The following is a 25,141-nucleotide window of genomic DNA, read 5'->3' on the forward strand; positions in this document are numbered from 1 at the left end:
GAGAGGTCTACAGCGGGGTCACGTAGGCGCCCGAGATGCCGCCGTCCACCAGGAAGTCGGTGGCGTTGACGAACGAGGCGTCGTCGCTCGCCAGGAACGCGACGGCGGCGGCGATCTCGGTGGCCTCGGCGAACCGGCCGAGCGGGATGTGCACCAGCCGGCGGGCCGCCCGCTCCGGGTCCTTGGCGAACAGCTCCTGGAGCAGCGGGGTGTTGACCGGTCCCGGGCAGAGCGCGTTGACGCGGATGCCCTCGCGGGCGAACTGGACGCCGAGTTCGCGGGTCATCGCCAGCACCCCGCCCTTGGAGGCGGTGTACGAGATCTGCGAGGTGGCCGCGCCCATCCGGGCCACGAAGGAGGCGGTGTTGATGATGGAGCCGCGGCCCTGGCGGCGCATGTAGGGCAGGGCGGCCTTGCAGCAGAGGTAGACGGAGGTGAGGTTGACGTCCTGGACGCGTTTCCACGCCTCCAGATCCGTGGTGAGGATGGAGTCGTCCTCGGGCGGGGAGATGCCCGCGTTGTTGAACGCGATGTCGACGGAGCCGTAGGTGTCGTCGGCGGTGCGGAACAGCTCGGCGACCTGTCCGGGGTCGGTCACGTCGACGCGTACGAAGGTGCCGCCGACCGCTTCGGCCGCCGCCTCGCCGGCCTTCGCGTCGATGTCGCCGCAGACGACGTGCGCCCCTTCGGAGGCGAGCCGGTGGGCGGTGGCCAGGCCGATGCCGCTGCCGGCGCCGGTGATGACGGCGGTGCGGCCGACGAGGCGGCGGCAGATGTTCCCGTGGTCCGTGGTCATGCGTTTCAGACCTCCGTGCTCAGGAAGACGTTCTTGGTCTCGGTGAAGGCGGTGAGGGCGTCGGGCCCCAGCTCGCGCCCGATGCCGGACTGCTTGAACCCGCCGAAGGGGGTCCAGTAGCGCACCGCCGAGTGCGAGTTGACGGAGAGGTTGCCCGCCCGGACGGCCCGGGACACCCGCAGGGCGCGCCCCACGTCACGGGTCCAGAGCGAGCCGGCGAGCCCGTAGTCGGTGGCGTTGGCGAGCCGCACGGCGTCCGCCTCGTCCTCGAAGGGCAGCACGACGGCGACGGGCCCGAACACCTCCTCGGTGGCGACGGGCGCGTCCGCCGGGACGCCGGTGAGGACGGTCGGCGGGAACCAGAAGCCGGGCCCCTCGGGCGCACTCCCCCGGATCGCGGTGGCGCCCTCGGGGACGTAACCGCGTACGCGTTCGAGCTGGGTACGGGAGATGAGCGGGCCCATCCGGGTCTTCTCGTCGGCGGGGTCGCCGACGGTGTACGCGGCGACGGCCGGGGCGAGGTGTTCCAGGAAGCGGTCGTACGCGGAGCGCTGGACGAGGATGCGGGTGCGGGCGCAGCAGTCCTGGCCGGCGTTGTCCAGGAAGGAGTCGGGGGCGGCGGCCGCGGCGGCCTCGATGTCCGCGTCGGCGAAGACGATGCTGGGGCTCTTGCCGCCGAGTTCGAGGGTGACCCGCTTGAGGCGGTCCGCGCACTTGGCCATGATCCGCTTGCCGGTGCGGGTGGAGCCGGTGAACACGATCTTGGCGACGCCCGGGTGTTCGACCAGGGCGTTGCCCGCCTCGTCCCCCGCGCCGGGCAGGACCTGGAAGAGGTGTTCGGGCAGACCCGCCTCCAGGGCGATCTCCGCGAGGCGGAGGGCGGTGAGCGGGGTGGTCTCGGCGGGTTTCAGGATCACCGCGTTGCCGGCGGCGAGGGCGGGGGCGGTACCCCAGGCGGCGATGGGCATCGGGAAGTTCCAGGGGGCGATGACGCCGACGACGCCCAGGGGTTCGAGGATCGTGAGGTCGATGCCGCCGGGGACGGGGATCTGCCGGCCGTTGAGGCGTTCCACTCCCCCGGCCGCGTAGTCGAGCAGGTCGCGGACGTTGCCGGCCTCCCAGCGGGCGTTGCCGAGGGTGTGGCCTGCCTCCCGGACCTCCAGCCGGGCCAGCTCCTCGGTGCGGGCGTCGACGGCCGCGGCGAACCGGCGCAGCAGCCGGGCCCGGTCGGCGGGGGCGAGCGCGGCCCAGGTGCGCTGGGCGGTGGTGGCGCGGGCGACGGCGGTGTGGACGGCCGGGGCGGGGGTGGCGGGGACGGTGGCGACGACCTCTTCGGTCGCCGGGTTCAGGACGTGGTGCTCGTGGATCACGTGGTCCTCACAGCAGTCGTGGCCTCGCGGGCGTCGTGGTCACAGGCGTTCGAAGGAGCGGCGCAGTTCCCAGTCGGTCACGGCCGCGTCGAAGGCGTCGAGTTCGACGCGGGCCATGGTGCGGTAGTGCGCAACGACGTCCTCGCCGAACGCCTCGCGGGCGATCCCGCTCTCCTCCCAGAGCGCGGCGGCCTCGCGCAGGGTGGCCGGGACGTGGTCGTACGCGGCGGTGTAGGCGTTGCCCTCGCAGGGGTCGGGGAGTTCGAGCTTGTGCTCGATGCCGTACAGCCCTGCGGCGACGAGTCCGGCGACGGCCAGATACGGGTTGACGTCACCGCCGGGGAGCCGGTTCTCGAAGCGCAGCGAGGCGCCGTGGCCGACGACCCGGAGCGCGCAGGTGCGGTTGTCGTGGCCCCAGGCGACGGCGGTCGGGGCGAAGGAGCCGGGGCGCAGCCGCTTGTACGAGTTGATGTTCGGCGCGAAGAGGAGGGAGAGGTCGCGCAGGGCGGCGAGCTGGCCGGCCAGGAAGTGCCGCATCACGGGGGACATCTCCCCGTCGGCACCGGCCATGACGGAGCGTCCGGGGTCGGTGGTGGAGCGCAGCGAGAGGTGGATGTGGCAGGAGTTGCCCTCGCGCTCGTTGAACTTGGCCATGAAGGTCAGCGCCATGCCCTCCTGGGCGGCGATCTCCTTGGCTCCGGTCTTGTAGACGGCGTGCTGGTCGCAGGTGACCAGGGCCTCGTCGTAGCGGAACACGATCTCGTGCTGGCCCGGGTTGCACTCGCCCTTGGCGGACTCGACGGCGAGGCCCGCGCCCGCCATCTCGTTGCGGATGCGGCGCAGCAGGGGCTCGACGCGGCCGGTCCCGAGGACGGAGTAGTCGACGTTGTACTGGTTGACGGGGGTCAGGTCGCGGTAGCCCCGGTCCCACGCCTGTTCGTAGGTGTCCTTGAAGACGATGAACTCCAGCTCGGTGCCGACGTGGGCCGTGTAGCCGTGCTCGGCGAGGCGGGCGAGCTGGCGGCGCAGGATCTGCCGGGGCGCGGCGGTGACGGGCGTGCCGTCGGCCCAGGAGAGGTCGGCGAGGACCAGCGCGGTGCCCTCGTGCCACGGCACCCGGCGCAGCGTGTCGAGGTCGGGGCGCAGGGCGAAGTCGCCGTAGCCGTTGTCCCAGGAGGACATGGCGTAGCCGTCGACGGTGTTCATGTCGGTGTCCACGGCGAGGAGGTAGGCGCAGCCCTCGGTCCCGTGGCGGACGACCTCGTCGAGGAAGAAGGGGGCGGCGAAGCGTTTGCCCTGGAGCCGCCCCTGCATGTCGGGGAAGGCCAGGACGACGGTGTCGATCTCGCCGCTGTGCACGAGGCGGCGCAGGTCTGAGAGGGCGAGCGGGGCGGTGCGGTCGGACACGGACGGGTCCTCTCCTCGCGGGCCGGCTGGCGCGTACAAATCTATGGGCAGGTGGGTTGTTGTGGGTACGGTGCCGGGGTGTTCCGCGCGCCGTACGAGGGAGGGCACCGGTGAACCGTCCGCTGGTCGGGATCAGCACCTATCTGGTGGCTTCGGCGCGCTGGGGCGTATGGGATCTGCCGGCGGCGCTGCTGCCCGCCGGGTACGCACGGATGGTGCGGGAGGCGGGCGGCCTGGCCGTGCTGCTGCCGCCGGACGCGCCGGAGCTCGCGGCGGAGACCGTGGCCCGGCTGGACGCGGTGGTGGTGGCGGGCGGCCCCGATGTGGACCCGGCGCGGTACGGGGCCGGGCGCGATCCGCGTACCGGGCCGCCGGCGCCGGAGCGGGACTCCTGGGAAGCGGCGCTGATCGGCGCGGCGCTGGAGACGGGGACGCCGTTGCTCGGGGTGTGCCGGGGGATGCAGCTGCTGAACGTGGTGTGCGGGGGCACCCTGACCCAGCATCTGGACGGCCACGGCGGGCCGGTGGGCGTGTTCGGTGCGCACCCGGTGACGCCGGTCCCGGGCACCCGCTACGCGGCGCTGGCGCCGGAGGTGTGCGCCGTGCCCACGTACCACCACCAGGCCGTGGACCGGATCGGCACCGGCCTGGTGGCGTCGGCGCACGCGGCGGACGGCACCGTGGAGGCGGTCGAACTTCCCGGAGACCACTGGGTCCTGGGGGTCCAGTGGCATCCGGAGATGGGCGAGGACTTCCGCGTGGTGCGGGGTCTGGTGGAGGCCGTACGAAGCTAGAGCCTCTGCCGGAGCCAGGTCAGGGCGGCGGCGCCCTGGGCCGCCTGGAAGGCCCGGAGCGTCGGCAGGCCCGGCGGGTCGGGGCGCAGCGTGTGCTCCGCGAAGTACCCGGCGACGGCGGCGAGTACGGCGGTGACGGCGGCGGGGTCCGCGTCCCGGCCGAGCGGGTGGGCGGTGAACAGGGCCTCGGGGTCGGGGCGGTCCGTTCCGGAGGCGTAGCCCTGGGCCGCCACGCACGGGAGCATCACCAGCAGGTCGAACCAGGGCGCGGCGCGCACCGCGTGCGGCCAGTCCACGAAGACCGTCCGGTCCCCGGTGAGCAGGATGTTGTCGGCGCGCAGGTCGCTGTGGGCGAGGGTGTCCCCGGCGACGGCCTCGGCCCAGCCGGACTCCAGCTCCGCGAGGAGGGCGAGGTGGCCGGCGGCCCAGGGGTGGAGGCGGGCGTCGCCGCCGGCGGCGTGCAGGGTGCGCCAGCCGTCGAACATCGAGGACTTGCCCCAGTCGGCCGACGCCACGTCGGCCGGGGCCGGGGTGAGGGCCCGGGAGAGGTCCCCCACCGCCGCCAGGACCCGGTCCAGCTCGGCGCGGTCCCAGGGCACCCGCGGCTGGCGGCCTTCGATGTCCTCCAGCACGAGGGCGACGCAGGTGCCGTCGTCGTACGAGCCGAGCAGCCGGGGCACCGGGGCGTGCGCGGGCAGCGAGGCCGTGACGCGGGCCTCGGCGCGGTGCATGTCGGGGCTGTCCGCGTTCACCTCGGCGCTCACCGCCTTGACGAAGGCCCGGCCGCCGTTCGCGAGGCGGACCCGGGCGGCGACGCCGGGCGAGAAGCCGCCGTTCTGGGTGCGGGCCTCGGTGACCGGCGCGCCGAGGATGTCCTCGACGGCCGCCCGTACGGTGGCGGGCAGTCCGGACCAGGGATGGCGGACGCCCTGCGCGGGCGGTGCGGTGGAGGTCATCGGTCCGACTTCCCCGTGGTGCCGGGCGTGGGGGCGGCGAACCAGCTCAGGGGCGTGGGGCCGCCGGGGTCCGCGTAGCCCAGCGCCCGGTAGAGGCCCTCGCCCTCGGGGGTGGTGGTCAGATTGATGCGGAAGCAGCCGGCCGCGACGAGGTGGTCGTGGACGGCCTCGAAGGCCCGGCGGGCGTGGCCCTGCCGCCGGTGGGCGGGATCGGTGGCGACCGACGCGATGTGCCCGACGTACGAGGGGCGGCCGGGCCGGGGCAGCGACCGCGTGTACTGGCCCACCGCGCTGGACAGCAGCCGGTCCCCGCCGTCGATCACATAGGCGACGAACTGCGGGTCGGTGCTCAGCCGCTCGCGGAAGGCCGCCTCGCACTCCCGTGTCCAGCCCGCCTCCGGAACGTCGCCGAGGGAGGCGAGCATGATCAGGCGCAGCCGGGTGAGTTCAGCGGCGTCGTCCGCGCCGGCCCGCCTGAGGTGCGGCGAAGTGCCCATGGTTCGTCCTTTCGCTGAAGTGCCGTGCCCCGCAAGGGTGTCGTGTCCGGCCCGGCGCGTCGCGCGGTTTTCCACGGGCTCCGCCTAGACCGTCCCCCCGGAGGGTTCCGACCGGGTCAGCGAGAGCAGATCGCGGGCCGGGCCCGTCGGGCGGTGGCCCGAGGGCCAGACCGCGCGCAGCTGGCGGCGCAGCCGGGCCCCGGCGATCGGGACCTTGACCAGGCGGCGGGCGGACAGCTCCTCGCCGAGCGCGAGCTCGCTCAGGACGCAGGGACCGGCGCCGCTCTCCGCCGCGCCCTTGACCGCGGTGGTCGAGGAGAGTTCCAGGAGCGGCGGGGCCAGCGGGCCGTGGACGGCGAGCGCGGCGTCCAGGACCTGGCGGGTGCCGGAGCCGTGCTCGCGCAGGATCAACGGGGTCGCGGCCAGTTCGCCCGGGGTCAGCGGGGTGCGGCGGCGGGCCCACGGGTGGGCGGGGGCGACCACGACGACGAGGCGGTCGTGCGCGATGACCGTGCCGTCGAGCCCGGCCGGGACGGACAGCCCCTCCACGAAGCCCAGGTCCGCCTCGCCGCTCAGCAGCCGCTCGGCGACCACCGCGGAGTTCCCTGCGAGCAGCGAGACGGCGGTGCCGGGGCGTTCGGCGCGCAGGGCGATGAGCCAGCCGGGGAGCAGGTATTCGGCGATGGTCATGGAGGCGGCGACCCGCAGCCGGGAGTCGCGGCGGTCGCGCAGCGCCTGGGCGCCCGCGTCGAACGCCTCGGCGGCCTCCACGACCCGGCGCGCCCAGTCGGTGACCAGGGCACCCGCGTCGGTGAGCCGGGAGCCCCGGGGCGAGCGGTCGAGGAGGGCGAGGCCGAGCTGCCGTTCCATCGAGCGGACCCGGCTGCTGGCGGCGGGCTGGGTGATGCCGACGTCCCGGGCGGCCCGGCCGAGGCTGCCGTGCCGGGCGACGGCGAGGAGCAGTTCCAGTGCGCCCAGGTCGGGCACCCGGTGGGACAGGGGGGCGGGCGGTTCGCTGGACATAAGTCCACCTTATGACCTCATAGAGCGGTGCTCCCTGGTGGGGTTCTCCGGCGCCGCAGAAGATCGTGGCATGGCCATCTATCTGCGGACCCGCACCTCTCCCCCGTACTCCGGTATCTTCCGGCGGCCCGCGCTGCGGCACTTCGGGCCCAACTGGTACGCCACGGTGATGGGCACCGCGATCGTCGCGAGCGCGGGTGCGGCGCTGCCGGTGCACGTGCCGGGGCTGCGCGGCGCCTGCACGGTGGTCTGGCTGTTCTCGGCGCTGCTGCTCGCCGCCGTGCTGGCCGCCCGCGCCGGGCACTGGGCGGCCCACCGCGACCAGGCGCGCGCCCATCTCGCGGACCAGGCCGTCGCGCCGTTCTACGGCTGCCTGTCGATGGCGCTGCTGGCCGTCGGCGGCTCCGGAATGACCGTGGGCAAGGACCTCATCGGGCACCCGGCGGCGCTCGCGCTGGACGTGGTCCTGTACACGGCGGGCACGGTGACCGGCCTGGTGGCGGCCGTGGCGGTCCCGTACCTCATGATCACGCGCCACCGGCCGGAGCCGGGCACCGCGTCCCCCGTGTGGCTGCTGCCGGTGGTGGCGCCGATGGTGTCGGCCGCGCTCGGCCCGCTGCTCGTGGCGGAGCTGCCCCCGGGCCAGGGGCGCGAGGCGCTGCTGCTGGGCTGCTACGCGATGTTCGGGCTGAGCCTGCTGGCGACGCTGGTCATGCTCCCGCTGGTCTTCGGACGGCTGGTGCACGGGGGCCCGCTGCCGCTCGCCCTGACGCCCACCCTGTTCCTGGTGCTCGGCCCGCTGGGCCAGTCGACCACCGCGGTCAACGCGCTGGCCGATGTGGCGCCGGGTGCGATCGGAAGCCCGTACGCCTCGGCGCTGCGGGCCTTCGCGGTGCTGTACGGGGTGCCGGTGATGGGCTTCGCCCTGATGTGGCTGGCCCTGGCCGTGGCACTGGTGGCGCGGGCGGTCCGGGGTGGGATGACGTTCTCGATGACCTGGTGGGGCTTCACCTTCCCCGTCGGCACCTGTGTGACGGGCGCGGCGGGCCTGGCCCGGCACACCGGACTGACCGCGTTCACCTGGCTGGCCGTCGCGCTGTACGTGCTGCTGGTGTCGGCGTGGGCGGTGGCGGGCGTACGCACGGTGCGCGGGCTGCTCAGCGGAGTGCTGCTCGCAGCGCCTCGGGGGCCCGTACCAGCGACGGCCCGTACCAGGTGAGGTACCGCCCGTCGACCAGGGCGGCGGGCAGGCCCGGGAAGGCCTCCGGCCCGTCATCCCGGGTGAAGCGGTAGGGCTCGTCGGGCAGGACCACCAGCTCGGCGCCGGCCGCGTTGAGCTCGTCGAGCGGGACGCGCGGGTAGCGCTCGGCGTGGTCCGCGTACACGTTGGCCACGCCGAGCCGGGCCAGCAGGTCACCGGCGAAGGTGTCGCGACCCAGCACCATCCACGGCCTGCGCCACACCGGGACGATCGCGCGGCGCGGCGGACCGGGCGGCGGGAGGGACGCCCAGGCGGCCTCGGCCTCGTCAAGCCAGCACGGACGGGGCAGCCCGCAGGCTCCGGTCAGCAGCCGGTCCAGTTCGCCGAAGGCGTCGTCCAGGGTGCGGACGGTGGTGACGAGGACGTCCGCGCCGGCGTCCTCCAGGGCGGCGAGGTCGGGGGCCCGGTTCTCCTCCTCGTTGGCCACCACCAGGTCGGGGCGCAGGGCCAGGATCGCGTCCACGTCGGGGTTCTTGGTGCCGCCGACGCGGACGGCGGCGAGTCCGGCCGGGTGGGTGCACCAGTCGGTGACGCCGACGAGCAGCCCGGGGGCCGTCCCGGCGACGGCCTCGGTGAGGGAGGGGACCAGGGAGACGACGCGCACGGCGGCCCTCAGCGCCTGGGGTCGGACGTGGCGTCGATGTGTTCGGCAACCGCGACGCACAGCAGCCGGGTGCCGGGGAGGGTGGCCCGCCAGCGGTGGCGCACCCCGCCGGACAGGAAGAGCGTGTCGCCCTGGACCAGCCGGTAGGCCCGCCCCTCGGCCTCCACTTCGGCGGCGCCCTCGGCGACGTACAGGAGCTCGTCGTTGCGGTGCTGGAACTCGCGCCCGAGGTCGAGTTCCCCGGTGAATTCCAGGGCGCTGAGCTGGTGGCGTCCGCGGACCACCCGGTGCACCCCGTCCTCCTGGGCGGCGCGCACGACGTCGACCGCGCGTGCGGAGTCCGCGGCGGCGTGCAGCCGGGCCGTGGTGGTCTCCAGCGCCTCGGCGACCCGGTCGAGCGACCGGGCGCTGGGTCTGGCGCGCTCGTTCTCGATCTGGCTGAGGAACGGCACGGAAAGGCCGCTGCGCGAGGCAACCGCGGCCAGGGTGAGTCCCAGGGATCTGCGCTGTCGGCGGACGGCAGCGCCCACCCGGAGTGTTTCCTTCTCGTCCATGTCCGGCTCCCTCCCGAAACGCCATCCTTCCGGTTGTGGGCCCTTCGCGCACACCGTTAGGCGAGGACGGCCCGGAAAGTGAGCACTCCGGAACGCCGGAAGGGGTGGGTCGCGCGGACGGCGCGACCCACCCCTTCACGGGCTGCGGCCCTGGTCGGGGCCGGTGACGGCTCCTACTGGGGGGCCATCTTGTCCGCGATGCCCGGGTTCTTCTCCATCCAGGCCTTCACGGCTTCCTCTTCGTGCCCTGTACCGAGCTTCTGGATCTGGTTCTCCAGACCGGCGAGCTGCTTCTCGCTCAGCTTGAAGTCCTTGAACCACTTCGTCAGCTGCGGGTAGTTCTCCGGGAACTCCTTGGAGGCGATGGTGTGCAGCCGGTCGCCCTCACCGAACGCCTTCTTCGGGTCCTGCAGCTTGGTCATCCCGTACTCGCTGTACGCCCAGTGCGGGGTCCACAGCAGGACGGCGATGGGCTCCTTCTTGGCGTACGCGCGCTTCAGCTCGGCGAGCATGCCGGGGGTCGAGGAGTCGACCACCTTGTACTCGTCGTCCAGGCCGTAGGCCGGAAGCACGTTCTTCTTCAGGTTCTCCATCGTGGCGGTGCCGGGCTCGATGCCGACGATCCGGCCCTTGAACTTCGAGCCCTTGCCCTTGAGGTCGGCCAGGGACTTCACGTCCTTGACGTAGTCGGGCACCGCGACCTCGATGGAGGTCGGGCCGTACCAGGAGCCGACGTCCGTCAGCTTGGAGCCGTACTTGGACCAGTAGTTCTTCTGGGTGAACGGGAGCCAGCCGTCGAACTGCACGTCGATCTGGCCCCGCGACATCGCGGTGTACATCGGACCGACCTCGAACTGCTTGAGGTTGATCTTGTAGCCGCGCTCCTCCAGGACGGCCTTCCACAGGTACGTGGCGGCGATGTCCTCCTCCCAGGGGAACCAGGCCATCTCGACCGGGCGGTCGCGCTCGTCCTTGCCGTTCGCGCCCTTGGCCGGGGCGGACTTCTTCACCGGGGTCCACTTGGCGGCGACGTCCGGGTTGGCCTTCAGCCAGGTGCGGACGGCCTCCTGCTCCTTGCCGGAGCCGCTCTTCTGGATCTGGGCCTCAAGGCTGGTGAGCTGGTCCTCGCTCATCTTGAAGTCCTTGAGCCACTGGGCGACCTCGGGGTTGTCCCCGGTGAAGCCCTTGCGGGTCAGGGTGTGGATGCCGTCGCCCTTGCCCCAGAGGTTCTTGGGGTCCTTGAGCTTGGTCAGCTCGAACTGGTTGTACGCCCAGTGCGGCGACCACAGCGGGACGACGATCGGTTCCTTCTTGGCGTACGCGCGCTTCAACTCGGCCAGCATGGACGGCGTGGAGCCGTCGACGACCTTGTACTCCTTGTCCAGGCCGTAGCCCGGCAGGATCTTGTCCTTGAGCAGGCCCATCTCACCGGCGCTGGGCTCGATGCCGACGACCCGGCCCTTGAACTGCGAGGCCTTGCCCTTGAGGTCGGCCAGGGACTTCACGTCCTTGACGTAGCTGGGAACGGCCAGCTCCAGCGAGGTGGGGCCGTACCAGGAGCCCATGTCCTCCAGGCGGTCCTTGTACTTCTTCCAGTACGAGGCGTGGGTGACCGGCAGCCAGGAGTCGGTCTCGAAGTCGATCTGGCCGCTCGCCATGCCGGTGTACAGCGCGCCGGCCTCGTACTGCTTGACGTCGACCTCGAAGCCGCGCTGCTCCAGCAGCTCCTTCCACAGGAAGGTGGAGGCGATGCCCTCGTCCCACGGGATGTAACCCATGCTGATCTTCTTGCCGGCACCGATCTTCGTCGTGTCCGAGGCGGTGGCGGAGTCGTCGTCCGAGGAGCCGAAGATCCCCATGCCGCCGGCGACGAGCGCCAGGGCGACGACGCCCGCGACGGCGACGACGGGCTGCGGGCGGTGGTGCCAGATCTTCAGGCCGCCGGCCATCGACTGCGCCTTGGCGAGCGCGCGGCGGGCGAGCGGGGAGACCTCGCGGCCCAGGGCGCTGGTCATCCGGTCCAGGTACATGGCCAGGATGACGATGGAGACACCGGCCTCGAAGCCGAGGCCGACGTCGACGTTGCCGATGGCCCGGTAGACGGAGCCGCCGAGGCCGCCGCCGCCGACCATGCCGGCGATGACCACCATGGACAGGCCCAGCATGATGACCTGGTTGATGCCCGCCATGATCGTGGGCAGCGCCAGCGGCAGCTGGACCCGCAGCAGGGTGTTGCGGGAGGTGGTGCCGAAGGCCTCGGCCGCCTCGACGAGCTCGCCGTCGACCTGGCGGATGCCGAGTTCGGTCATCCGGACGCCCGGGGGCAGCGCGAAGATGATGGTGGCGATGATGCCGGGAACGACACCGACACCGAAGAAGATCACGCCGGGGATCAGGTAGACCATGGCGGGCATGGTCTGCATGAAGTCCAGGACCGGCCGGGTCACCGCGCTCACCGTCTTGGAGCGGGAGGCCCAGATGCCGAGCGGCACGGCCAGCACCAGCGTCACGATCGTCGCGACGAGCACCAGCGTGAGCGTGTCCATCGCCTCGTCCCACAGCTCGACCGAGTCGATGAGGGCGAAGCCGACGAACGCGAGGACACCGGCGAGCAGGCCGCGCAGCCACCAGGCGATGACGGCGACGATGCCCGCGAAGAGCAGGGGCGCGGGAGCGGAGAGCACGGCGGCGATGCCGTCGAACATGCCGCTCACGACGGAGCTGATGAAGTCGAAGAGCCAGGAGAGGTGGGTCTGGAGCCAGTCGACCGCGGAGTCGACCCAGTCGCCGAGATGGAGCCTAAACACCGGCCACCTTCTTCAGCGTGGTCGCGGCGTCCTGAGAAGCCTGGGCGGGGGTCATCGGCTCGCCGAGCACGGCCAGCAGCCGCTCGCGGGGCACGACGCCGAGGAGCTTGCCCTTGTCGTCGGTCACGGCGACCGCGACCCGGCTCTGCGAGCAGGGCGTGAACAGCTCGATGATCGGCGTGGCCTCGGTGACGGTGGCCGGGGTGGCCTTCAGCACGTCGTCGGTGGTCCGGATCTCCTTGCCCTGGTCGCAGAGCGTGCCGATGACGGTGTCCGTCTCGGCCATGATCGCGCCGGCGGTCAGCACCCGGGCACGGTCCACGTCCTGGGTGAAGGAGGCGACGTAGTCGTTGGCCGGGGTGACGAGGATGTCCTCGGCGGTGCCGAGCTGGACTATCTCGCCGTCGCGCATCACGGCTATGCGGTCGCCGAGGCGCATGGCCTCGTTGAGGTCGTGGGTGATGAAGACGATGGTCTTCTTCAGCCGCTTCTGCAGCTCCAGGAGCTGGTCCTGCATGTCGCGGCGGATCAGCGGGTCGAGCGCGCTGAAGGACTCGTCCATCAGGAGCAGGTCGGCGTCGGTGGCGAGCGCGCGGGCGAGGCCCACGCGCTGCTGCATGCCGCCGGACAGCTCGTCGGGCCAGGACTTCTCCCAGCCCGCCAGGCCGGTCAGCTCCAGGGCCTCGGTGGCGCGGCGATTGCGCTCGTCGCGCGGGACGCCCTGCACCTCCAGGCCGTACGCGGCGTTCTCCAGGACGCTCCGGTGGGGGAAGAGCGCGAAGTGCTGGAACACCATGCTGATCTTGGTGGAGCGGACGCGGCGGAGCTCGGCGGGGCTCAGGGCGGTCAGGTCCTGGCCGTCGAAGAGGACCTGGCCGGAGGTGGGCTCCAGCAGGCCGTTGAGCATCCGCAGCAGGGTGGACTTGCCCGAGCCGGACAGACCCATCACGACGAAGATCTGGCCCGGTTCGACGGTGAACGACGCGTCGATCACCGCTGCGGTGGTTCCGTCGGCGCGCAGCGCGTCGCGGCCGGTGCCGCTCTTCAGCTTCTGCACGGCTTGATCGGGTCGTCTGCCGAACACTTTGTACAAGTGCTCGGCTTGCAGCCTGGACACATACACCTCACGCGTTGAACCGAGAACGGTCTGCCACCCCCGCCGGCAGACCGTGGAGCGGCACGGATTCCGTCCGCATGGCACGTGCACTGGTTGAAAACGCGACGTGGTCCGCTCCGATGGCGCGCCTGCCCCGGCTTATCCGGAGCAAACACAAGAGTGACCTGGATCACATGAAACAGCCTGGTTTTCCGGGAACCGCGTCCGCGGCGGCCACTGTCGGTGCCGTGCGGCATCATCGGCGTGTGACGCGACGCCTGATGCTCCTCGACACCGCCTCCCTCTACTTCCGCGCCTACTTCGGCGTGCCCGACTCGGTGCGCGCACCGGACGGCACCCCGGTCAACGCCGTACGCGGGCTGCTGGACTTCATCGGCCGCCTGGTGCAGGACCACCGGCCGGACGACCTCGTCGCCTGCTGGGACGCGGACTGGCGGCCGCAGTGGCGGGTGGACCTCATCCCTACGTACAAGGCGCACCGGGTGGCCGTCGAGACCGGAGCGGGCGTGCCCGACGAGGAGGAGACGCCGGACACCCTGGCCCCGCAGGTCCCGGTCATCGCGGACGTGCTGGACGCGCTGGGCATCGCCCGGGTCGGCGCCGAGGGGTACGAGGCGGACGACGTGATCGGCACGCTGACCGGGCGGGCGGCCGGCCCGGTCGACATCGTCACCGGCGACCGGGACCTGTACCAACTGGTGGACGACGCCCGCGGGGTGCGGGTGCTCTACCCGCTGAAGGGGGTCGGCACCCTCCAGCTGACGGACGAGGCGTGGCTGCGCGAGAAGTACGGGGTGGACGGCGCCGGGTACGTGGACCTGGCGCTGCTGCGCGGCGACCCGAGCGACGGGCTGCCGGGCGTGCCCGGGATCGGCGAGAAGACGGCGGCGAAGCTGCTGGACGCCTTCGGCGACCTGGCCGGGATCATGGCGGCGGTGGACGATCCGGCGGCCAAGCTGACACGCTCCCAGCGCAAGCGGCTGGACGAGGCCCGCGCCTATGTGGCCGTCGCGCCGAAGGTGGTGCGGGTCGCCGGTGACGTACCGCTGCCGGACTTCGACCCGGCGCTGCCCGCCGCGCCGCGCGATCCGGCCGCGCTCGACGCGCTCGCGGCCCGGTGGGGGCTGGGCGGGGCCCTCGGGCGCCTCCACTCCGCTCTGCGAACCTGAGGTGTTAAGTTAGGTAACCCTAAGGCCGATGTCGGCATCGGGGGCATCGGTTGGCGGTTTTCCAATTCCGGCAGCAGGGAGCTGACCTCGTGGCAGAACGACCGGAGCGGCGGGCACCGAAGGCTCAGGGGGCGCACGTGCTGCGCACCGAGCAGATCACCCCGCACATGACCCGGGTGGTGCTCGGCGGCGACGGTCTCGCCGAGTTCGCGCTCGCGGGCTTCACCGACCATTACGTCAAACTGTGCTTCGCCCCCGAGAGCGCGGACTACACCCACCCCTTCGACATGGCCCGCATCCGCGAGGAGTACCCCCGCGAGCTGTGGCCCACCACCCGTACCTACACGGTGCGTTCCTGGGACCCGGCCGCCCGGGAGCTGGCGATCGACTTCGTGGTGCACGGCGACGAGGGCCTCGCCGGGCCCTGGGCGGCGGGCGCGAAGCCGGGCGACCAGGTGACGTTCCTGGGCCCCGGCGGCGGTTACGCCCCCGACGCCTCGGCGGACTGGCACCTGCTGGTGGGCGACGAGAGCGCGCTGCCGGCCGTCGCCGCCGCGCTGGAGCAGATGCCGGCGGGTGCGGTGGTGCACGCGTACGTCGAGGTGGCGGACGCGGCGGAGGAGCAGAAGATCGCCACGCCGGACGGCGTGGAGGTCACCTGGCTGCACCGGGCCGGACGGCCCGTCGGCGCGGCGCTCACCGAGGCGGTGACGGGACTGGAGTTCCCGTCCGGCCGGGTCCAGGCCTTCGTGCACGGCGAGGCGGGCTTCGTCAAGGAGATCCGCCGCCACCTGCGCCTGGAGCGCGAGATCCCGGCCTCCCAGCTGTCGATCTCCGGCTACTGGCGCCTCGGCCACGACGACGAGGCCTGGCGCTCCGTCAAGCGCGAGTGGAACGAGCAGGTCGAGCGCGAGCAGGAGAGCGCGGCCTGACCTCTCGTAGGCGAAGCTGTGCCCCGGTCCGGTGGACCGGGGCACAGCTGTTCCGTCAGACGGACTTCTGGTACGAGCGGAACGTGCGGGTCGACAACGCCACGGCGGCCACGGCGAGCAGCAGCAGCCCGCCGCAACGGGTGCCGACCAGCTGCCAGTCGGGGTCGGCGCCCAGCGCGGAACGTCCCGCCACCATGGCCCAGTTGACCGGGTTGAAGGCCGCGACGTCCCGCATCCAGCCGGGCATCTGACTGGGCGCCATGAAGGACGTGGACAGGAAGGTGAGCGGCATCAGCAGGAAGGTGTTGATGCCGATGATCGACTCCCGCTCCCGCACGATCATGCCCACGGCGTTCGAGAGCGCTCCGAAGACGGTGCCGAGCAGCACCGAGGCGGCGACCAGGATCAGCAGGCCGGCAGCCCCGCCCGGGTAGCCGGCCCCGGCCGCCCAGCCGAGCAGCAGGATGACCACGGACTGGACGGTGTTGGCGATGCCGTTCTGCACGACGTTGGCGTTCATCAGGGCGTTCCGGCTGACCGGCGTGGTCAGGAAGCGGTTGAGCGTGCCGCGCTCGATCTCCTCCAGGGTGCCCATCCCGGCCCACATGCTCGACCCGAGGGCGCTCATCACGACGATGCCGGGGACCAGGTAGTCCAGGTACGAGGTGGTGCCGAAGCCGCCGAGTTCCACCACCTTCCGGAACAGGTTGCCGAAGAGGAAGAGCCAGATCACCGGCTGGATCAGGGCCATCGCCAGGAAGACGGGCTGCCGGAGGATCGCCATCAGCTGGCGTTGCGTCATGTACCAGGTGTCAGAAAGGACCTGACTGCTCATCGGGCACCTCCCGCGAGGGCCGGCTCGGGGGCGGTCGCCGCGTCCTCCGACTCCGCGTCCTGGAAGCGGCGTCCGGCGTACCGCAGATAGACGTCGTCCAGCGAGGGCCGGGCGACGGTGGCCGTCGCGACGGTGGCCCCGGCCCGTTCGAGGGCGGCCAGCAGCACCGGTACGGCGGCTGCGCCGTCCTCGGCCCGGACGCTGACCCGGCGCCCCTCGGCCACCGCCTCGTGCACCCCGGGCAGCCCGGCGAGCGCGGTGACGGCCTCGGGACCGGCGTCCGCGCGCAGCTCCACATGGACGGCGTCGCCGCGCAGCTCGCCCTTGAGCTCGTCGGGGGTGCCCTCGACCACGATCCGGCCGCGGTCCACGATCGCGATGCGTTCCGCGAGCCGGTCCGCCTCCTCCAGGTAGTGCGTGGTGAGGACGATGGTCAGGCCCTCGTCACCGGCCAGCCGGGCTATCTCGTCCCACATCGCCGTCCGGGCCTCCGGGTCGAGCCCGGTCGTCGGCTCGTCCAGGAACAGCACCTCGGGGCGGTGCATCAGCCCGAGCGCCACGTCCAGGCGGCGCAGCATGCCGCCCGAGTACCCCTTGACCAGGCGCTTCCCGGCGTCCGCGAGGGCGAACCGCGCCAGCAGCTCATCGGCGCGGCGCTGCACGGCGGCCCCGCGCATCCCGTACAGCCGGCCCTGGAGGAGCAGGTTCTCGCGGCCGGTGGCGACCGGGTCGGCGCCGGACTTCTGGGCGACGACACCGATCGCGCGGCGCACCCGGTCCGGGTGGGCGAGGACGTCGTGCCCGGCGACGGACGCGGTCCCGGAGTCGGGGCGGGCGAGGGTGGTGAGGATCTTGACGGTGGTGGACTTCCCGGCGCCGTTGGGCCCGAGGAGCCCGAAGACGGTGCCGGCGGTGACGGTGAGGTCCATGCCGCGCAGTGCGGTGACCCCTCCCGGATAGGTCTTGACGAGTTGTCGCGCCTCGACAGCGGGCGCACGGGTGCTCATGACGGAGCTCTCCTGTGGTCGGCCGGGCGTCCGGTTGCCCGGACGCCGTCGGGCCGGTCCGCCTGAGAAGTGCCGGGCTATCCTGGGTGTGCCGCACCTCGATCGCCCGGGCCGCCTCCACGGTGGTCCGGCATTGGGGTTCAAGACCCCGGCGCGGACTGCTGCAACAGTCCCGCCGGGGTCTTTTTTTCGTCTTTACTCCAGGTCGTCGAGGTCCTGCCAGTCCTGCGGGACCTCGCCGGTCTCGTGGAACGACCTCCACTCCTCGATGCCGCTGATGGTGGCCTCGCCGATCTCCTGGCGGAACGTGGCGATCCACTCCAGCTCCGCCTCCAGCATGTGGAGCTGGTACTCCGTCTCCACGACGAAGACGCGGGGCAGCGAGCCCCCGAGCTGGGCGAGGACCCCGCGCAGCGCGGCAGCCCGCACGGTCTGCGCCTGCTCGCGGTCCGCGAGGAGTTCCCCCACCTCCTCCGGGGGCAGCGCGGGGAGCAGGGCCAGCGCCGTGTCGAAGACCGGGTACTCCTCGGCCGGCACGGCGATCAGGTCGGACAGCCAGTGCAGCATCTCGGCGCGCCCGGCCTCGGTGAGGCCGTACAGCGTGCGTTCCGGGCGGTTGCCCTGGCGCTGTACGCCCGTCACCTCGACGTAGCCGTGCTTCTCGAGGTTCTGGACGACGGTGTACAGCGAACCGAAGTTGATCTTCACGCTGTGCTGCTTGCCGCGCCTGCGGAGGGTCTGGGCGATGTCGTACGGATGCATGGACCGCTCGGCGAGCAGCACCATCACCGTGAGCGCCAGCGGATTGCCGAGCTTGCGCCGCTTGGCCACCGCCGCCCACCTCCGCAGACTTCCTCGTTCACGAATACTCGTAGCCGAACATAGCTCGATTTCCGACGACGGGTCAACCGCGATGTATCGCGATTCTCGGAGTCGTTTCTGAGCGGACCGCCGGGAAGTCGTGGAAGGATCCCCGGATTCCGGCCAATCCGCCAGGGCACCGGCTCCGAATCACCCCCGGAGAGCGATGACCACCGAAGGGAACCCCGCGTGAAAGAAGCCGTGTACATCAGCGGAATGGCCTCGGCGGGGCCCGATCTCCAGGAGTTGATGGGGCAGGTCGCCCGGGGCGACCAGGACGCGTTCGCCCAGGTCTACGACGCGGTGAGCGGCCCGGTGCTCGGGCTCGTCCGCAATGTGCTGCGCGATCCCGCCCAGTCGGAGGAGGTCGCCCAGGAGGTCCTGGTGGAGGTGTGGCGCACCGCGTCCCGCTTCCAGGCCGCCCGGGGCAGCGCCATGAACTGGGTGCTGACCCTCGCCCACCGCCGCGCCGTCGACCGGGTCCGCTCCGCGCAGGCGTCGGCCGCCCGCGAGCACAAGGCCGCCCTGCTCGACCGCACGCCCGCCTTCGACGAGGTCACCGAACAGGTCGAGACCCGGCTGGAACGCGAGCAGGTGCGCCGCTGCATGCGGACGCTGTCCGAGATCCAGCGGGAGTCCGTCACCCTGGCGTACTACCGGGGGCTGACCTATCGCGAGGTGGCCGAACTGCTCGCGGTACCGCTCGGCACGATCAAGACTCGACTGCGCGACGGGCTGATCCGGATGCGCGACTGCCTCGGGGTGACCTCATGACCGACGCCGGACTCCACACACTGACGGGCGCCTACGCCCTGCACGCCCTGCCGGACACCGAACGCCGGGACTTCGAACGGCACCTGGGCGACTGCGAAGCCTGCTCCACCGAGGTGCGCGAGCTCTCCGAGACCGCGACCCGCCTCGGTCTCGCCGTCGCCGCGCCCGCCCCCCGCGAGCTGCGGGAGCGGGTGCTCCGGGAGATCACGACCGTACGCCAGGAGCCGCCCGCCCTCCCCCGCCGCGGGCGCTCGCCGGACCGGCGGGGCGGGGCGGCCCGGTGGTCCCGGTTCGCCCTGGCCGCGTGCCTCGCCGCGGCGGTGGGCTTCGGCGGGATCGCCGTCTGGCAGCACCAGGAGGCCCGGGACGCCCGGCAGCGGGCGGACGCGGCCGGGCTCCGGGCCGAGCAGGTGGCCCGGGTCCTCGCCGCGCCCGACGCGAAGACCTCGTCCGGCACGCTGGACGACGGGGCGCAGGGCACGGTGGTGGTCTCCCGCAGCGAGGACCGGGCGGTGTTCCTGGCCACGGGGCTGGCCGAGGCGCCCAGCGGCAAGGTCTACCAGCTGTGGTTCGACGACGGCGGCACGATGCGTTCGGCGGGCCTGCTGCGCGCGTCGGGCCCGTCCTCGACCACGTACACGACGCTGCTCGACGGGCCGGTGGACGGGGCCACGGGCATGGGCATCACCGTGGAACCGGCGGGCGGTTCGGCGCGGCCGACCTCGGACCCGGTGGCACTGATGGAGTTCCCCGCGTGAGGCGTGCGCCCGGGGACGGTCCCCCGGGCGCACGGTCCGCGCGTGCGTTCAGCCACGGCGCGGCGGGCGCGGGAAGAAGCCGCTGGTGCGCGCGGCATACGCGGCGAAGCCGGGGCGGTCGGCCATGTGCCGTTCCAGGAGGGCCTTGCCGCTGCCGCCGATGAGCAGATACGTCATCAGGGCGGGCGCGACCAGCGTGGCGGCCGCGGCGGCCGGGGCCTGGCAGACGATCAGGAACAGGCCCCACCAGACGCAGAAGTCCCCGAAGTAGTTGGGGTGCCGGGTCCAGGACCAGAGCCCCCGGTCCATGATCCTCCCCCGGTTGCCGGGGTCGGCCTTGAACCGGGCGAGCTGGTGGTCGCCCACCGCCTCGAAGAACATGCCGAGCGCCCAGAGCGCGGCCCCGGCCCAGGCGAGGGCGTTCACCGGCCCGGTGAGGTAGCCGCCCGCCTGCACAGGGAGCGAGATCAGCCAGACCAGGGCGCCCTGGAGGAGGTACACCTTCCGCAGGGCGTAGAGGTCCGGGTTGCCGGGCGCCTTCGCGAGCATCTTCGCGTAGCGCGGGTCCTCGCCGTGACCGCGTCCGCGCCGGGCGATGTGCCACGCCAGGCGCACCCCCCAGACCGTGGTGAGCGCCGTGACGAGGAGGCGGCGCGTGGCGTCCCCCTCCCCCGCCGACAGGCCGTACGAGACGAGGGCGACGGCGGCGAAGCCGAGACCCCAGGCGACGTCCACGCCCCGGTGCATGCCCTTGCGGACCCCGGCGGCGAACGCGACGAGCAGGACGACCAGCGCGGCGCCCGCGCAGGGCGCGAGGCCCCGCGCGAACGCCTCCCAGGCGAAGCCGCTCATGACGCGTCCCCGACGGTGCGCAACGCCTCGCGGGTGGCCGGCATCCCCGACCCCCCGTCACCAGCGGGCCGTACGGCGAGGATCTGGTCCACGCCCATCCGCCGCTCCGCGAAGGCGAGGGCGCCACCGGCCAGGTACAGCCGCCACACCCGTACGGTCTCCTCGCCGACCAGGTCCGTGAAGCGCGCCTCGTTCTCCTCCAGGGTCCGGCGCCAGGCGTCGACGGTCCGGACGTAGTGCTCCCGCAGCCCGTGGACGTCGCGCACCTCCAGACCGGCGCCCTCCAGCAGCGCGACGGTCTCGCCCAGCGGTCGCATGTGCATGTCGGGCGCGATGTACGCCTCGATGAACGCGCCGCCGCCCGGCGCATCCCGCCCGCGCGACATCTGCTGGACGAGCACCCGGCCGCGCGGGCGGACCATGCCGTGCAGGGTCGCGGCGAAGGCCGGGTACTGGGCGTCCCCGACGTGCTCGCCCATCTCGATGGTGGACACCGCGTCGTAGCCGCCCTCGTGGTCGGGGGCGTCCGCGATGTCGCGGTAGTCGCGGCAGCGCACCTCGACCAGGTCGTCCAGGCCGCGTTCGGAGACCTGTCGGCGCACATGGGCGGCCTGTTCGGCGGCGAGGGTGACGGCGGTGACGCGGACGCCGTGCCGCTCGGCCGCGTACAGCGTCAGCGAGCCCCAGCCGCAGCCGATGTCCAGCAGCCGCGCACCGGGGCGCAGCCCGAGCTTGCCGCAGATCAGCTCCAGCTTGTCGCGCTGCGCGTCGGCGGACCCGTAGGCCGGGTCGTCGCTGGTCCAGTAGCCGCAGGAGTACGCCATCGTCTCGTCCAGGAGGAGGGCGTAGAAGGCGTTGGAGAGGTCGTAGTGGTGGCTGATCGCGGCCCGGTCGCGGGCCTTGCTGTGCAGGGCGCCGTCGAGTCCGGTGGCCCGGGCGGCGGGCACGGGCGGCCGGGGCCCGGCCGCACCCAGGCGCACGGCGGTGCCGGCGGCGCGCAGCCGGTCGGCGAGGCGCGGCCGGGGTGCGGCGAGTCCGCGTTCGCGTACGGCGCGGTGCACGGCCCGCAGGCCCTCGGCGAGGTCGCCCTCGATGTCGATGTCCCCGGTGATGTACGCCTCCGCGAGGCCGAGTTCGCCCGGTTCCCACAGGAGGCGGCGCAGGGCGCGGCGGGTCCGTACGTGGATCAGGGGGCCGTCGGCGGCGCCGGTCTCGCTGCCGTCCCACATGCGCACCCTGACCGGGAGCCGGCCGCCGAGGAACTGCTCGGCCAGGGGCTCGATGCGCTGGGCGGCCCCGTGGGCGGGGCGCTTGTCGGTGAGTGTCATGCCGTTTCCTGTTCCTGACGGGTCAGCAGCAGCTGCCGCACATCGAGGTAGCCGGAGCGGAAGCCCGCTTCGGAGTAGGCGAGGTAGAGGGTCCACATGCGGCGGAAGGTCGCGTCGAAGCCCAGGGCGTCGACGGCCTCCGCCTCCGCGGTGAAGCGGTCGCGCCACAGCCTGAGCGTTTCGGCGTAGTGCGTGCCGAAGCCGTCGGAGCGCTCCACGCGCAGTCCGGTGTGGGCGGCCGTGACCCGGTCGATGGCCTCGGTGGACGGGAGCTGGCCGCCCGGGAAGATGTACTTCTGGATCCAGGTGAAGGTGGACCGGCCGGCCCTCATGCGGTCGTCGGGCATGGTGATGGCCTGGAGCGCGATCCGGCCCCCGGGGGCGAGCAGCCGGTCCAGGGTGCGGAAGTAGGCGGGCCAGAACTCCGCGCCCACCGCCTCGATCATCTCGACGCTGACGATCGCGTCGTACGTCCCCTCGATCTCCCGGTAGTCGCACAGCCGGACGTCGACCCGGTCCGCGTGACCCGCCGCCGCGATCCGCCGCAGGGCCAGATCGCGCTGTTCCCGGGAGAGGGTGACGGAGACGACGTGGGCGCCGCGCGCGGCGGCACGGAGCGCGAGTTCGCCCCAGCCGGTGCCGATCTCCAGGAGCCGGGTGCCGGGGCCGACGGCGGCCAGGTCAAGCAGCCGGTCGATCTTGCGGTGCTGCGCGTCGGGGAGCAGGGCCGGTTCGGCGGGGAAGCCGCGGAACAGCGCCGACGAATAGCTGAGCGTCTCGTCCAGGAAGAGCGCGAACAGGTCGTTGGACAGGTCGTAGTGGTGGCTGATGTTCGTCCGGGCCCCTTCGCGGGTGCCGGTCTGCGCCTCGGGGTGGCGGCGCGCCCACAGTCCGCGCAGCCGTTGCAGGGGCTGCGGGACCAGGGTGGCGACCTGCCCGGCCAGGACCGTCAGGACGCCGACGGGGTCGGGCGCGTCCCACTCCCGTGCCATGTACGACTCGCCGAAGCCGATGAGCCCGGCCGCGCCGATCCTGCGGAAGAAGGCGTCCGGGTCGTGGACGTCCATCAGCGGTCCGCCGAGCCCGATGTCCTCCCGTCCGCCGAGGCGCACCCGCAGCGGCAGCCGGGCCAGGGCGCGGCGGACGATCCGCTCGGCGACGGCCGTCCGGAGCCGGGAGGCACGGGGCAGGGCCACGACGTCCGGCCAGCGTGCCGGGTCGATGCCCACGCGCGCGGCGGGGGCGGGCACGGACGGGGTACGGAACGTGGAGGCGGTCATCGCATGCCCTCCTGGGTGCGGTGGTCGGGGCGGGGCCGGACGGGCAGCCCGCGCAGGTAGAGGCGTATGCCGTGCAGGCGGATGGCGGCCGATGCGACGGCCGTGGACCAGGGGTGGCGCATGGCCAGGCCGAGCAGGACGCGGGCGGTCGCCGGGCGTCGCTCGCCCCGGACGGTCGCGGTGAACGGGCGGGTGCCGGAGCGTTCCAGGTGGACCGTCAGCCGCAGCTGCGGGCCCGGTTCGGGCAGCCGCATCCAGTACGCGCCGTCGGTGCCGAAGAACGGCGATACGTAGAACTCCTTGCTGGTGACCGACCGCCCCCGGTCGTCGGGGCGCAGCAGGTAGCAGTGGCGTTCGCCGTACGTGTTGTGCACCTCGGCGACCGTGCACAGCGGGGTGCCGTCGGCGCGCCGGCACCAGTACACGGTGAGCGGGTTGAAGACGTAGCCGAGGACCCGGGCCTGGGTCAGCATGAGGACGGTGCCGTCGGCGAGGTCGACGCCGCGCGCGGCCAGGAAGCGGGCGAGCCCGGCCCGGATGGTCGGGGCGGTGCCGCCGAAGTGGTCGCGGGCGTCGAAGCGGGCGAGGAAGCGCAGGGCGCGCGGGAGCGGCGGGGGCCCGTCCGGGTCGGTCAGCCACAGGTAGGTGCGGTGCTGGAAGCCGTACCGGGTGGGCGCGGTCCGTATGTGGGTGATCGTGCACGGGTAGAGGGCGTTCACCAGTCCACCCCCAGCGCGGCCGCGGCCTCGGCGCCGGAGCGGCAGCCGTCCTCGTGGAATCCCCAGCCGTGGTAGGCGCCCGCGTAGGCGGTGACCGGCCCGGACAGGGCGGGCAGCCGGGCCTGGGCGCCCACGGACTCCGGGGTGTAGACGGGGTGTTCGTAGAGCATGCGGGCCCGGACGAGGCCGGGGGCGACCCGGTCGGCGCCGTTCAGCGTGACGACGTAGGTCTCGGGGGCGTCGAGCCGCTGGAGCCGGTTCATGTCGTAGCTGACGGTGACGTGGGAGGCGTCGGCGGCGCAGTCCGGCATCAGGTAGTTCCAGGAGGCGCGGGCGCCGGGCGCCGTGGGCAGCAGCCGGGTGTCGGTGTGCAGCAGGGTCGCGTTGCGGGAGTAGCGGAAGGCGCCCAGGGTGCGGGTCTCGTCGTCGGTGGGGTCGGCGAGGAGGCGGAGGGCCTGGTCGGGGTGGGTGGCGACGACGACGTGGTCGAAGGGCTCGGTGGTGCCGTCGTCCGTGGTGATCCCGACGCCGTCGGCGCGCCGCCGGACGCTGCGGACCGGGGTGGCGGTGCGGACGGTGGAGAGCTGCTTGGTCACGCGCTCCACGTACGCGCGCGAGCCCCCGGTGACGGTCCGCCAGACCGGGGAGCCGCCGATCGCGAGCATGCCGTGGTGGTCCAGGAAGCGGAACAGGTAGCGCGCGGGGTAGCGCATCGCGGTCACCGGGTCGCAGGACCAGACCGCCGCCACCACGGGCGTCAGGAAGTGCGCGGTGAAGTACGGCGAGAAGCGGCCGCGCGCGGCGAACTCGCCCAGGGTCAGCGTCTCCGCGTCCGGTCCGCCGTCCCGCAGCAGCCGCCGGGCCAGCCGGTGGAAGCGGGGGACGGCGGCGAGCATCCGGGGATACGCGGGATCGCGGAAGGACGCCGGCCGGGCGAGGAGACCGGCCGGGCCGCGTGCCCCCGCGTATTCCAGGCCGCATCCCTCGCACCGGACGGACATGCTCATCTCGGACTCCTGGGTGGGCACGCCGAGTTCGGCGAAGAGCCGGAGCAGGTGGGGGTAGGTGCGCCGGTTGTGCACGATGAAGCCGGAGTCGACGTGGTGGACGCGGCCGTCGGCCCCGGGCAGGTCGTGGGTGTGCGCGTGGCCGCCCACCCGGTCGTCCGCCTCGAACAGCGTCACGTCATGGGCCCTTCGCAGGATGTGCGCGGCCGTGAGCCCCGCCACCCCGCTGCCCACGACGGCCGTGCGTCGCCGCCTGTCGCTCATTGCGCTCCTTCCGGACCGGCTCCGACGCCCTCCCCCGGAGGCGGAGGCGCGGCGGATGCCTCTTTGGAAGTGATTCGTTGCGGGTCGCCCGGCGGATTGGCGGAACCCGTCGTTCATCCGATCGGGTGACAGACCAATCCGCTCGCAGTCCGGCACCGAATTCCCGTCG

24 protein-coding genes are annotated in these 25,141 nt (G+C 72.9%); 6 read left to right on the top strand and 18 right to left on the bottom strand.

Annotated elements, in window-relative coordinates:
* Positions 1 to 7: 7 nt before the first annotated feature.
* The 3 genes from OHS17_RS06010 to OHS17_RS06020 are packed head-to-tail and all read right to left on the bottom strand — an operon-like array spanning position 8 to position 3,573.
* Positions 8 to 796 (bottom strand): 3-oxoacyl-ACP reductase, encoded by a 789-nt coding sequence (locus OHS17_RS06010; protein ID WP_330311333.1) that lies wholly within the window; start codon positions 794 to 796, stop codon positions 8 to 10.
* 5 nt (positions 797 to 801) lie between these two features.
* Complete coding sequence (locus OHS17_RS06015; RefSeq protein ID WP_330311334.1) at positions 802 to 2,166, bottom strand: aldehyde dehydrogenase family protein; 1,365 nt, start codon at positions 2,164 to 2,166, stop codon at positions 802 to 804.
* 39 nt (positions 2,167 to 2,205) lie between these two features.
* Positions 2,206 to 3,573, bottom strand: a complete 1,368-nt coding sequence (locus tag OHS17_RS06020) for a glutamine synthetase family protein (RefSeq protein ID WP_330311335.1) — start codon at positions 3,571 to 3,573, stop codon at positions 2,206 to 2,208.
* A 110-nt stretch (positions 3,574 to 3,683) separates the two neighbouring features.
* Here OHS17_RS06020 and OHS17_RS06025 point away from each other — a divergent pair, with 110 nt between their 5' ends.
* On the top strand, positions 3,684 to 4,367 hold the full coding sequence (locus OHS17_RS06025; RefSeq protein WP_330311336.1) for a gamma-glutamyl-gamma-aminobutyrate hydrolase family protein: 684 nt from the start codon (positions 3,684 to 3,686) through the stop codon (positions 4,365 to 4,367).
* On the opposite strand, the gene OHS17_RS06030 is transcribed toward OHS17_RS06025, so the two are convergent.
* The 3 genes from OHS17_RS06030 to OHS17_RS06040 all read right to left on the bottom strand — a co-directional run bounded on the left by OHS17_RS06030 (position 4,364) and on the right by OHS17_RS06040 (position 6,843).
* Positions 4,364 to 5,323 (bottom strand): aminoglycoside phosphotransferase family protein, encoded by a 960-nt coding sequence (locus OHS17_RS06030; protein WP_330311337.1) that lies wholly within the window; start codon positions 5,321 to 5,323, stop codon positions 4,364 to 4,366. The two genes, OHS17_RS06025 and OHS17_RS06030, sit on opposite strands and share 4 nt — an antisense overlap.
* Positions 5,320 to 5,820 carry a GNAT family N-acetyltransferase gene (locus OHS17_RS06035; protein ID WP_330311338.1) on the bottom strand — a complete coding sequence of 167 codons (501 nt, stop codon included), beginning with the start codon at positions 5,818 to 5,820 and terminating at the stop codon, positions 5,320 to 5,322. Before OHS17_RS06035 ends, OHS17_RS06030 begins: the two co-directional genes overlap by 4 nt.
* Before the next feature lie 84 nt (positions 5,821 to 5,904).
* A complete protein-coding gene (locus tag OHS17_RS06040) occupies positions 5,905 to 6,843 on the bottom strand; it encodes a LysR family transcriptional regulator (protein WP_018103778.1) in 939 nt (312 codons plus the stop codon).
* 70 nt (positions 6,844 to 6,913) lie between these two features.
* On the opposite strand from OHS17_RS06040, the gene OHS17_RS06045 reads away from it, so the two are divergent.
* Positions 6,914 to 8,062 carry a TDT family transporter gene (locus OHS17_RS06045; RefSeq protein WP_330311339.1) on the top strand — a complete coding sequence of 383 codons (1,149 nt, stop codon included), beginning with the start codon at positions 6,914 to 6,916 and terminating at the stop codon, positions 8,060 to 8,062.
* On the opposite strand, the gene OHS17_RS06050 is transcribed toward OHS17_RS06045, so the two are convergent.
* The 4 genes from OHS17_RS06050 to OHS17_RS06065 form a co-directional block, all read right to left on the bottom strand.
* The gene (locus tag OHS17_RS06050; protein WP_330311340.1) at positions 8,001 to 8,708 is read right to left on the bottom strand and encodes a helical backbone metal receptor; all 708 of its coding nucleotides are present in this window, start codon (positions 8,706 to 8,708) and stop codon (positions 8,001 to 8,003) included. The two genes, OHS17_RS06045 and OHS17_RS06050, sit on opposite strands and share 62 nt — an antisense overlap.
* Positions 8,709 to 8,716: 8 nt before the next feature.
* The gene (locus OHS17_RS06055; protein ID WP_330311341.1) at positions 8,717 to 9,262 is read right to left on the bottom strand and encodes a helix-turn-helix domain-containing protein; all 546 of its coding nucleotides are present in this window, start codon (positions 9,260 to 9,262) and stop codon (positions 8,717 to 8,719) included.
* 173 nt (positions 9,263 to 9,435) lie between these two features.
* Positions 9,436 to 12,069: an ABC transporter permease/substrate binding protein gene (locus OHS17_RS06060; RefSeq protein ID WP_330311342.1), complete on the bottom strand. Its 2,634-nt coding sequence runs from the start codon at positions 12,067 to 12,069 to the stop codon at positions 9,436 to 9,438.
* Positions 12,062 to 13,126, bottom strand: a complete 1,065-nt coding sequence (locus OHS17_RS06065) for a quaternary amine ABC transporter ATP-binding protein (protein WP_330311343.1) — start codon at positions 13,124 to 13,126, stop codon at positions 12,062 to 12,064. Before OHS17_RS06065 ends, OHS17_RS06060 begins: the two co-directional genes overlap by 8 nt.
* Before the next feature lie 320 nt (positions 13,127 to 13,446).
* Between OHS17_RS06065 and OHS17_RS06070 the strand changes: the two genes are divergently transcribed.
* Positions 13,447 to 14,355: a 5'-3' exonuclease gene (locus OHS17_RS06070; protein WP_330315166.1), complete on the top strand. Its 909-nt coding sequence runs from the start codon at positions 13,447 to 13,449 to the stop codon at positions 14,353 to 14,355.
* 89 nt (positions 14,356 to 14,444) lie between these two features.
* Complete coding sequence (locus tag OHS17_RS06075) at positions 14,445 to 15,287, top strand: siderophore-interacting protein (RefSeq protein ID WP_330311344.1); 843 nt, start codon at positions 14,445 to 14,447, stop codon at positions 15,285 to 15,287.
* Between the two features lie 55 nt (positions 15,288 to 15,342).
* On the opposite strand, the gene OHS17_RS06080 is transcribed toward OHS17_RS06075, so the two are convergent.
* The 3 genes from OHS17_RS06080 to OHS17_RS06090 all read right to left on the bottom strand — a co-directional run bounded on the left by OHS17_RS06080 (position 15,343) and on the right by OHS17_RS06090 (position 17,960).
* A complete protein-coding gene (locus OHS17_RS06080; RefSeq protein WP_330311345.1) occupies positions 15,343 to 16,122 on the bottom strand; it encodes an ABC transporter permease in 780 nt (259 codons plus the stop codon).
* Positions 16,119 to 17,129 (bottom strand): ATP-binding cassette domain-containing protein, encoded by a 1,011-nt coding sequence (locus OHS17_RS06085; protein ID WP_330311346.1) that lies wholly within the window; start codon positions 17,127 to 17,129, stop codon positions 16,119 to 16,121. The genes OHS17_RS06080 and OHS17_RS06085 overlap by 4 nt, the downstream gene beginning before the upstream one ends.
* 195 nt (positions 17,130 to 17,324) lie before the next feature.
* Positions 17,325 to 17,960 carry a PadR family transcriptional regulator gene (locus tag OHS17_RS06090; protein ID WP_330311347.1) on the bottom strand — a complete coding sequence of 212 codons (636 nt, stop codon included), beginning with the start codon at positions 17,958 to 17,960 and terminating at the stop codon, positions 17,325 to 17,327.
* Positions 17,961 to 18,179: 219 nt separating this feature from the next.
* On the opposite strand from OHS17_RS06090, the gene OHS17_RS06095 reads away from it, so the two are divergent.
* Both OHS17_RS06095 and OHS17_RS06100 read left to right on the top strand, forming a co-directional pair.
* Positions 18,180 to 18,764 (top strand): sigma-70 family RNA polymerase sigma factor, encoded by a 585-nt coding sequence (locus OHS17_RS06095; RefSeq protein ID WP_026171604.1) that lies wholly within the window; start codon positions 18,180 to 18,182, stop codon positions 18,762 to 18,764.
* On the top strand, positions 18,761 to 19,522 hold the full coding sequence (locus OHS17_RS06100) for an anti-sigma factor (RefSeq protein ID WP_330311348.1): 762 nt from the start codon (positions 18,761 to 18,763) through the stop codon (positions 19,520 to 19,522). Before OHS17_RS06095 ends, OHS17_RS06100 begins: the two co-directional genes overlap by 4 nt.
* Positions 19,523 to 19,570: 48 nt before the next feature.
* On the opposite strand, the gene OHS17_RS06105 is transcribed toward OHS17_RS06100, so the two are convergent.
* Genes OHS17_RS06105 through OHS17_RS06125 form a run of 5 tightly spaced genes read right to left on the bottom strand, consistent with a single transcriptional unit; the run spans position 19,571 to position 24,972 of the window.
* A complete protein-coding gene (locus tag OHS17_RS06105; RefSeq protein ID WP_330311349.1) occupies positions 19,571 to 20,374 on the bottom strand; it encodes a DUF1295 domain-containing protein in 804 nt (267 codons plus the stop codon).
* On the bottom strand, positions 20,371 to 21,702 hold the full coding sequence (locus OHS17_RS06110) for a cyclopropane-fatty-acyl-phospholipid synthase family protein (protein ID WP_330311350.1): 1,332 nt from the start codon (positions 21,700 to 21,702) through the stop codon (positions 20,371 to 20,373). The genes OHS17_RS06105 and OHS17_RS06110 overlap by 4 nt, the downstream gene beginning before the upstream one ends.
* A complete protein-coding gene (locus OHS17_RS06115; RefSeq protein WP_330311351.1) occupies positions 21,699 to 22,982 on the bottom strand; it encodes a cyclopropane-fatty-acyl-phospholipid synthase family protein in 1,284 nt (427 codons plus the stop codon). The genes OHS17_RS06110 and OHS17_RS06115 overlap by 4 nt, the downstream gene beginning before the upstream one ends.
* Positions 22,979 to 23,701: a DUF1365 domain-containing protein gene (locus OHS17_RS06120; protein ID WP_330311352.1), complete on the bottom strand. Its 723-nt coding sequence runs from the start codon at positions 23,699 to 23,701 to the stop codon at positions 22,979 to 22,981. Before OHS17_RS06120 ends, OHS17_RS06115 begins: the two co-directional genes overlap by 4 nt.
* A complete protein-coding gene (locus tag OHS17_RS06125) occupies positions 23,698 to 24,972 on the bottom strand; it encodes an NAD(P)/FAD-dependent oxidoreductase (protein WP_330311353.1) in 1,275 nt (424 codons plus the stop codon). The genes OHS17_RS06120 and OHS17_RS06125 overlap by 4 nt, the downstream gene beginning before the upstream one ends.
* Between the last annotated feature and the right edge of the window lie 169 nt (positions 24,973 to 25,141).

It is taken from the genome of Streptomyces sp. NBC_00523, from assembly GCF_036346615.1.
Classification (GTDB): domain Bacteria; phylum Actinomycetota; class Actinomycetes; order Streptomycetales; family Streptomycetaceae; genus Streptomyces.